Consider the following 8,196-nt stretch of genomic DNA (forward strand, 5'->3'; position numbering starts at 1 on the left):
CTCCGAGCGCCGTGTGGCGAGCCACACAAGTGAGGAGCAACGCCGCAGCGCGCCCGCCCAGCGCCCCCAAAACGGGAAATTGTTTCGGGCCAAATCCTTAGGCGAGAAGAAACTCCTCGATGCGTGTCGTGCCCGGCTCCGGCGCCTTCCAGAACGTTCGGTGACTGCCGGCGACGATGGTCGGCGCGGCAGCCAGCCTGGCTGGGTGATCCGCGTTGAAATGGCCCCCGCGCGATTCCGTGCGCAATGACGCGCTGTGCAGTACGAGGAAGGCTGCGTCGTGCAGGTTGTTGGCCTGCAGGGCCTGTCCGTATGGCAGGAGTGCGCGCCTGCGATGCTTCAGATCATCGAGTTGTCGAAGTCCGTCGCGCATCCCCTTGTGTGTTCGGACGATCCCCGCGGCGTTCCAGAGAATCTGGCGCAATTCAGGCAGCAGGTCCGCCGGCAGGCCGGTCTCGATGACGGCGGGAATGCGAGCTGTCATCTTGCTGCCTGCGAAATCGCTCTTGCCCGAGATCGCCTCGGCGCAGGCCATCCCCATCACGACGCATTCGAGCAGCGAATTGCTGGCGAGGCGGTTGGCTCCATGGAGGCCCGTGTTCGCCACCTCACCGATCGCGAACAGGCCTTCGATGCGGGTCTGCCCCGACACCTCGGCGGCGACGCCCCCGCAGGTGTAGTGGGCGGCCGGCGACACCGGAACCCTCGTCGTCGACAGGTCACAGCCGTATTGCCTGGTCAGCTCGACGAGATTGGGAAAATGATGCTCGACGAAACTGCGGCCGCGATGGGTGATGTCCAGCCAGACGTGCGACGAGCGATGTCTATCCATCTCCGAATAGATGGCGCGTGCGACGATGTCGCGGGGCGCAAGTTCTTCCTGTGACGAATGGCGCGCCATGAAGCGCTCGTCGGCGGCGTTGTACAGATGGCCGCCTTCGCCTCGCACGGCCTCGGTAATCAGGCTCACGACGCGATTTTCAAACTGGAATGCCGTGGGATGGAATTGGACGAATTCCAGATTCTCGATCGCCGCGCCCGCACGCCACGCCATCGCAATGGCCTCGCCCTTGCTGGCATGCGGATTCGTGGCGTATGGATAGAGCCCCGTGATGCCGCCGGTGGCGAGAACGATCACCGGTGCGCTGAACACCGTCACGTCGCCGTCCGCGAGACTGCTGGCGATCACGCCATTAACACGACGTCCGTCTGACAAGAGTTCCACGGCCTCGTATTGCCGGATCCAGGCGACGTTGGGCAGCGCGGAGACCCTGGCCTGCAGCGTCTGCATGATGCCGCGGCCCGTCATGTCGTCGACGTGTGCGACGCGACGTTCGCAATGGCCGCCTTCCCGCGTGAGGTGGATGTCGCCGTTTTCTCGCGTGAACGGCACGCCCATGTCGATGAGCCAGTCGAGCACAGCGGGGCCTTCCGCGACGATGCGACGTACGGCGGCCTCGTCGCACAACCCGTCACCCGCGGCTAGCGTGTCCGCCACGTGCTTGTCGACGTTGTCATCCGGCGAGAAGACGGCGGATATGCCGCCCTGCGCCCAGCAGCTTGACGATTCGTCGAGCTTGTTTCGCGAGATGACGCCGACCTTGAGACTCTGCGGAAGATGCAGAAGCGTGGTCAGTGCGGCGAGCCCTTCGCCTACCACTATCAAATCGAATTTCATTGAATCCCTGACAATTTGTGGTGTGTGAATGTGCATTGCGGGTGGACGACCCGGATGTTTCCCGATGCCCGGGTAGGCGCATGGGGTGTCGCAAGGCGACGCTGTTCGTCGTTGCTGCGGGATGAACGGAATCTGGCGCCAGATCACAACTCAACACTTATCGGCCATGGCCAACGAGGAAGTGTTCCGACACAATAGCATCCCGGCATTGGTGACGCCAAGAGTTGCGACCTTATCGAGCCAACAAGAGGGGGGCCATCCCATGGAATAGGGGTACCCATCCCCGTATGTCTATGCGACATGGCGTTCGAAAGTGGGCCGAAGTAGATCCGCACTTGCGCGACGTCCGCCGGGCAGGTCGCGTGGCTTCAGAGGTTGAGAGTTTTTCGAGCGTGCCCGCTCATCACGTCAAAAGGCACCTGATCCAGGCGCAAAGCACAGCCATAGCCCGGGCTATGGCGAGCATTTGCAACGACGAGCAGGGGGGCTTTTGACGTGATGAGCGGGCATGATCGAAATACTCTCAGCCTCTCAGGTCACTGTCGTCGCTGGATCAAGATAGTGCCGGCACCGACACCCGGTAGCCCGCCATGCGAGCGTGCCGAGGTTGGCCGCTGGTCGAGTGAGAATGGAGATTGGTCAACTCATCATTCGCGGACGGCCCAAGATGCTTTTCCCCGCTAGCCTTCGAGCGTTCTATGAGGCCGTGAGAGCGGGATCGATCAGGGCCGCCGGCGAGAACCTCGGTATCGCGCCATCCTCCGTCAGCAGACAGATCCAGTTGCTAGAGCATCAAATGGGCGCGCAACTTTTCGACCGCTCCGCCGCAGGCGTCATGCCGACCTTTGCCGGAAAGATGGTGGCCGAATACGCTCGCGCGGTACTGCTCGACTACGACAGCCTGCGCGCCGACATCCACGACCTCAAGGGCGCGCGTCGCGGCTTCGTGAGAATCGCGGCCGTCGAGAGCACGATCTCCGAACGGGCGGTGACGGCCATCAGCGCGTTTCGCGCCAAGTTCGATGGAGTGTCGTTCCAGTTGAGGATGCTGCCGGCGCCTAGGGTGATCGAAGCCGTGAAGCTCGGCGAGGTCGACGTGGGTCTGACCTTCTGTGCGCCTGCCGACACTGAGCTGCGATTCCTCGCGCGCTTCCCGGAGCCGATCATCCTCGCGATCGCCGCCGATCATCCGATGGCCAGACTCGAGTCAGTGACTATCGCCGAATTGAAGAGCCTTCCGCTGGCGATGCCGGAGCCGACGTTCGGGGTCAGGCAGATCCTCGACCGCGCCAGCCAAGCCGCAGGCGTCACGCTGACGCCTGCTCTCAGCACCGACTCGTTCGACGCCCTGCGCGCATTCGCTCGCCAGGGAGCGGGCGGCTCGCTGCTCCCGAGGCTCAGTATCGAACTGGACCGCACGCTTGGCAGGCTGAAGTCAATCGTCGTCGACGACGCTGCACTGACGCAGACCACGGCGGACATCATCGTGCTCGGTTCGCGCAGGCCTTCCCGGCTGCTAAAGCTGTTTCTCGACGAATTGCAGCGGGTCGCTCAACATGACTGATTGATGGCGACGGGCTCGGAGATTGAGAGCTTTTCGATCATGCCCGCTCATCACGCCAAAAGCCCCCTGCTCGTTGTTGCAAATGCTCGCCAAGCCCAAGCTATGGCTGCGCTTTGCGCCTAGATCAGGCGCCTTTTGACGTGCTGCTCGGACACGTTCGAAATACTCTCAGCCTCTCGGGCGTTGCGAGTTCCGCAATGCCCTGCACGAGAGTTTCGCGTTCTCAACCATCGACGGCTTGGGCACACTTGCACGACAAGAACCACCGGAAGCGCACCATGCAAGTCAAGCGAGTAGGCCTCATCGGATTTGGTGCTATCGGCAAGTCGATCGTTGACACTTGGTCGCGCGCACCGGTGACGGGCCATCGGTTGACCGCCTTGCTGGTTCGTGAGCATCAGGTCGCCGAGGCGAAGGCACTGGTGCCGCGCGACGTTGCCGTGACTTCGGGCATCGACGAACTGCTGGCGCTGGCACCGGAGATCGTCATCGAGGCCGCCGGGCATGCCGCAGTCGTCCAGCATGCCGAGCGCGTGCTCTGCCACGAGACCCGTCTGCTGATGCTTTCGGTCGGTGGATTGGCCGACCCGTCTCTCTACACTCGCCTTGAACAGGCCGCATGCGCTGGTGGTGTCCAGGTCGTGCTGCCGGTCGGCGCGATCGCCGGGATCGACGGCCTGCTGGCGCTTCGCCGCGCGGGCTTGAGGCGTGTTCGGTATTCGTCCACCAAGCCGCCGAAATCGTGGCTCGGCACGCCTGCGGAGCAGGATTTTGATCTTCTGGCACTCGCTTCGAGGACGGTCATCTTCGAAGGCACGGCAAGAGACGCGGCGCGGTGCTATCCGAAGAATGCAAACCTGGCCGCCACGGTCGCGATGGCCGGATTGGGCTTCGAGCAGACGACGGTGCAACTGATCGCCGATCCCGACGCGACCGGAAACGTCGGGCACATCGACGCCGAGGGAGACTTCTCGCGACTCGAGGTGACCGTGTCAAGCCGCAGTAGCAGCGGGAATCCCAAGACATCCAGAATCACCGGCATGAGCGTGCTTTCGGCGCTGACCAACGAGGCGTCGGTGATTTCGTTCGGGTGATTGCATGACGCAATGGGAGGTGGTTGGGCGTGGTTCATTCGAGGGTGACCGGTTTGGATTTAGCCCTCTGCTGCCAGTGGCTTGGGAGGTCTGGGATGATGTTCTTCGGGTTGAAGTCCAGATGCACGCGTTTATCGAAGCGCGAACGCACCACCGTGATGACGCCGATCAAGAACAGAAGGCTGCTCACCATCAAGGGAAACAGTCCAGCACCCGCACGACCGAATTGGCCGATCGGGTAACGCAGTGCCTGCAGGCCGAATGCAAGCGAGATCAGTATGAGGAATAGGCCTCTGGCCAAGTTTCTGTCATTCATAGGTAGGGTAGTGACATGAATTGGTAGTCCGTCTTTGCATCCGGAATGAAGTCAGTCGACGAGCCGATGAATGTCCAGTCCGAGAGATCGAGCCGAATCAGACAGCGTGGGAACTACGTAAGGGACGTGGAATTGCGTCGAAGGGCGCACGAAAAAGCACGGCAACCTGAACGCAGGCTGATCAGGAGATGACTGGAAGCTGACGAGGCTATTGGTTCTGTCTTTGGCTCGATTGGCGAGCAATGGAAGCCATGCAAGTGCTCAACTTCCATATGTCCGCGTACTCGATGAAGCCGAGCAGCGGTGCGCCGGGTGCAACCTGCGCGCGGGCGATTTGCGTGGCCGAATTGCCGCTCAACGTTGTCGAGTGTGCGTTGCAGTTCGTAGGCTTGCTGGCGCGCAGCTCCGTCGAGCTCGGTGAGTTGGTCCAGCGTCAGCCTTGTCAGCAGCAGTTCGCCCAGGGCGATGACGACCAGTGTGCTGGGATCGCCTGACGTGCATCAGGGCCTAGCCGCGGCCGGATTTCATTGTTGGTTCGCGGGTCGGAGCAGAGATAGTTCGATGGGCCTTTGCATTCCGCAAGTGGCTCGCTCATGAACGATGGGATGGGCCCACTACAGGGCCCAGGCTATGAGCACTGCGTTGTGCTGGCAACCTGTAAAAGTCTGCAGGTATGCGGCCAGGGGTGCGCGCTGGTATCTTCTGCCAAAGTGACGACGAATGTCTGTTGTGGGCCGGTAAGCCCGGGGGCTGCATGCAGTGGTCCGGCGGCACGTCACGACCTTGTCTGCCCTTTACTGCGCCGTAGGTAGAGCGAACCCGTCTATGCCCGCGTTTTTTGATGTGCATTGCAGAAACATGCAGCTCGATCCGAGGTTGCATGGCGTCTGTGCCGGATTTGAATCTGGCGCCTGGCGAGCCAAGCAGCTCTCGCACTACCTGATGGAGTGGCTGCCGGAGTTCTGTCTCTCCTTTTCCGAGCACGAGTCCATTAAAGGCACCAATGCAGTAAGCCAGCTTCGCGCCGCAGCCCATACCGTCTACGACACGGACAAGTACGACCGGCGCGGCGAGTTCGGTGAACTCCTGCTACACACCATGCTTCGGGAGACCCAGAAGACGCAGCTCGCCATTAGCAAGATTTTCTTCAAGGACGCTGTCAATAACACCGTCAAGGGCTTCGACGCCATCCACGTCATTGACACTCCCCAGGGACTAGAGCTCTGGCTAGGAGAAGTGAAGTTCTACAAGGACATCGGTAAGGCCATCGCCGACGTCGTCGCCGAGCTGGAAGTCCACTTCAAGGACGACTACCTCAAGAGGGAGTTCCTGCTCATCACTCGCAAGCTCGACCCCGCGTGGTCTGGCACTCTAAAACTCAAGGAACTCCTACACAGGAACACATCGCTAGACAAGATCGTCTCCGCAATCGTCGTACCGGTACTGCTGACCTATGAAAGTGCGACGACACAGGCGTACAAGCAGGCGTGCGCTAAGTACACCCAAAGGCTTGCGGCGGAGTTGGCTCAACTTCATGGTCGATTCAAGAAGGCCAATACAGTGACACGCGTCCGCGTTGAGCTTTTCCTCTTCCCGATGTCGTGTAAAGCGGACCTCCTCGATCAACTTCACAAACGGCTCATCGCCGCACAGGACATATGAGCTACGCCAACCTACGCGAAACCCTCACGGGCCGCAACAATGGCGGCAAACTCGATCCATTCAAGTTCTTGGCTGACCTTTCTGTCTTCACGTCGCTGGCGGACGAGGATGGCAAACTCCAGGAGGCGCGCGACATCCTCGTCCGCGTCCTAGAGGACGTTGTCAAGTTCCGAGGCTACGAACCCGTTATACAGACCCTGCTTCGCAATGTCGGCCTCTTTCCATATCTGGACTTCAAGAAAGCTGACGCTGTGGATCAGCTTGCGGCAGAGGCTCACAGGCCGGACGCGATGCCCGAGAACATCGTGTTCACTGCTAAGCAGGCTGAGGTCTATCGTGAATTGATGGCCGGACGCAGCGTGGTTCTGAGCGCGCCAACCAGCTTCGGAAAGAGCCTAATCATCGACGCGGTCATCGCATCGAATAAGCATCGCAACATCGTTGTGGTGGTTCCGACCCTTGCGCTGGTGGACGAGACGCGCCGCCGTCTATTGAAATTCAGAAACCGCTACAAGATCATCACCCATCTCAGTCAGGAGCCGGTCGAACGCAACATCTTTGTCCACACCCAGGAGCGAGTTGTTGAGAATCCGCACATCGGGGATGTTGACTTATTCGTCATCGACGAGTTTTACAAGTTGCAGATTGAGGACTCTGCAGAGGGCGACGAACGCGCGGTTCTATTGAACCATGCGTTCTACAAACTGGCCAAACGCGCCAAGCAGTTCTACATGCTTGGGCCCAGCATCGACGAGTTGCCTGACGGGTTCGGTCCGAACTATCGCTGCCTGTTCATTCGCACCGACTTCAGCACGGTGGCCTCGGACACTCACATCGTTCCAGGGGGCAAGAGCGATATCTCCCGGCTAAAGGCATTGGTGCCATATCTTGAAGGGCCTACTCTCGTGTTCAGCGGGTCGGTCAGTGGGGCCAGAAAACTCGGTCGGGCGACTGCAGAGGCGCGCGGAGAGTTCAAGGCAAAAGAGGAGCTGAGCCAGGCTATCGCATGGCTCAGCTCCAACTATTCGCCGAAGTGGGGGCTAGTCAACGCGCTCTCGCATGGCGTCGGTATTCATCACGGAAGGCTCCCTCGCTCAATCGCTCAACTGCAAGTTCGCCTGTTCAATGGCGGATTGCTCGACTACCTCGTCTGCACGTCGACGCTCATCGAAGGCGTGAACACAGCTGCTCGAAATGTTGTTGTCGTGGACAACAAGATCAATAAAAAGAAGTACGACTATTTCACATTCAACAACATACGTGGGCGATCCGGCCGCATGTGGCAGCACTACGTCGGTCACGTGTATCTCTTCAACTCGCCGCCGAACCGTGAACTTGAGTTCGTCGATGTGCCGGTATTCACGCAGAACGAAAGTGCCCCGGACGCGCTGCTCGTCCAACTTGAGCCACAGGACCTTTCCGATGCTGCGAAGGTGCGGGTGAATCAAATCTGGAAGCAGGCGGTGCTTTCTCCAGAAACTATTCAGCGGAACGTTGGTATAGACCCGAAATGCCAAATTGAACTGGCAAAGGAAATCGAGGACCGCCTTCAAAAGCTGACACCACTCTTGTCTTGGACTGGGCAACCCACATACAACCAGACGAAGGAAATATTCGACCTTGCTTGGCGTCACTTCAAGGTGAAGGCTGGAGCAGGCGTGCTCTCAGCAAGCCAGCTGACTCTGCGGGTGAACAGGTACAGGAAGAACCCCGACTATGCGGCACAGTTGAGCGCCGCCATCGCGGGGAAGACTGGAGACGAAGCTGACGAGGCTCTAGAGTGAATGGCACTTACTTTGGCCTTCCAGCCCTGGGAAACGCGCGCAAATGGTTGAAGGCAAAGGGAGGAGGCTGACCAAGGATCGATAGGATGGTTGTTTAC

General features: G+C 59.9%; 7 protein-coding genes. 5 read left to right on the top strand and 2 right to left on the bottom strand.

The window, feature by feature from the left end; translation table 11 throughout:
* Positions 1–97: 97 nt before the first annotated feature.
* Complete coding sequence (gene nadB, locus AC30NL_RS12120; RefSeq protein ID WP_489464256.1) at positions 98–1,678, bottom strand: L-aspartate oxidase; 1,581 nt, start codon at positions 1,676–1,678, stop codon at positions 98–100.
* Between the two features lie 667 nt (positions 1,679–2,345).
* On the opposite strand from nadB, the gene AC30NL_RS12125 reads away from it, so the two are divergent.
* Together AC30NL_RS12125 and AC30NL_RS12130 are read left to right on the top strand one after the other, a co-directional pair.
* Positions 2,346–3,242 carry a LysR family transcriptional regulator gene (locus AC30NL_RS12125; RefSeq protein ID WP_489464257.1) on the top strand — a complete coding sequence of 299 codons (897 nt, stop codon included), beginning with the start codon at positions 2,346–2,348 and terminating at the stop codon, positions 3,240–3,242.
* Between the two features lie 278 nt (positions 3,243–3,520).
* Positions 3,521–4,336, top strand: coding sequence for an aspartate dehydrogenase (locus tag AC30NL_RS12130; RefSeq protein ID WP_489464258.1), 816 nt, complete (start codon positions 3,521–3,523; stop codon positions 4,334–4,336).
* Positions 4,337–4,370: 34 nt separating this feature from the next.
* Here the strand turns inward: AC30NL_RS12130 and AC30NL_RS12135 are convergent, their stop codons facing one another.
* The gene (locus AC30NL_RS12135; protein WP_489464259.1) at positions 4,371–4,652 is read right to left on the bottom strand and encodes a hypothetical protein; all 282 of its coding nucleotides are present in this window, start codon (positions 4,650–4,652) and stop codon (positions 4,371–4,373) included.
* Between the two features lie 242 nt (positions 4,653–4,894).
* Between AC30NL_RS12135 and AC30NL_RS12140 the strand changes: the two genes are divergently transcribed.
* The 3 genes from AC30NL_RS12140 to AC30NL_RS12150 all read left to right on the top strand — a co-directional run bounded on the left by AC30NL_RS12140 (position 4,895) and on the right by AC30NL_RS12150 (position 8,098).
* Positions 4,895–5,146 carry a hypothetical protein gene (locus AC30NL_RS12140; protein ID WP_489464260.1) on the top strand — a complete coding sequence of 84 codons (252 nt, stop codon included), beginning with the start codon at positions 4,895–4,897 and terminating at the stop codon, positions 5,144–5,146.
* Positions 5,147–5,510: 364 nt separating this feature from the next.
* Positions 5,511–6,314, top strand: a complete 804-nt coding sequence (locus tag AC30NL_RS12145) for a HamA C-terminal domain-containing protein (RefSeq protein WP_489464261.1) — start codon at positions 5,511–5,513, stop codon at positions 6,312–6,314.
* A complete protein-coding gene (locus tag AC30NL_RS12150; RefSeq protein WP_489464262.1) occupies positions 6,311–8,098 on the top strand; it encodes a DEAD/DEAH box helicase in 1,788 nt (595 codons plus the stop codon). The genes AC30NL_RS12145 and AC30NL_RS12150 overlap by 4 nt, the downstream gene beginning before the upstream one ends.
* Positions 8,099–8,196: the final 98 nt, after the last annotated feature.

The sequence above is a fragment of the Rhizobacter sp. genome (assembly GCA_021153565.1).
Lineage (GTDB): Bacteria > Pseudomonadota > Gammaproteobacteria > Burkholderiales > Burkholderiaceae_C > Albitalea.

Bases quoted from the DNA above. Each gene is read 5' to 3' on its own strand.
- nadB (WP_489464256.1), bottom strand. From the start codon at position 1,678: ATGAAATTCGATTTGATAGTGGTAGGCGAAGGGCTCGCCGCACTGACC.
- AC30NL_RS12125 (WP_489464257.1), top strand. From the start codon at position 2,346: ATGCTTTTCCCCGCTAGCCTTCGAGCGTTCTATGAGGCCGTGAGAGCG.
- AC30NL_RS12130 (WP_489464258.1), top strand. From the start codon at position 3,521: ATGCAAGTCAAGCGAGTAGGCCTCATCGGATTTGGTGCTATCGGCAAG.
- AC30NL_RS12135 (WP_489464259.1), bottom strand. From the start codon at position 4,652: ATGAATGACAGAAACTTGGCCAGAGGCCTATTCCTCATACTGATCTCG.
- AC30NL_RS12140 (WP_489464260.1), top strand. From the start codon at position 4,895: ATGGAAGCCATGCAAGTGCTCAACTTCCATATGTCCGCGTACTCGATG.
- AC30NL_RS12145 (WP_489464261.1), top strand. From the start codon at position 5,511: ATGCAGCTCGATCCGAGGTTGCATGGCGTCTGTGCCGGATTTGAATCT.
- AC30NL_RS12150 (WP_489464262.1), top strand. From the start codon at position 6,311: ATGAGCTACGCCAACCTACGCGAAACCCTCACGGGCCGCAACAATGGC.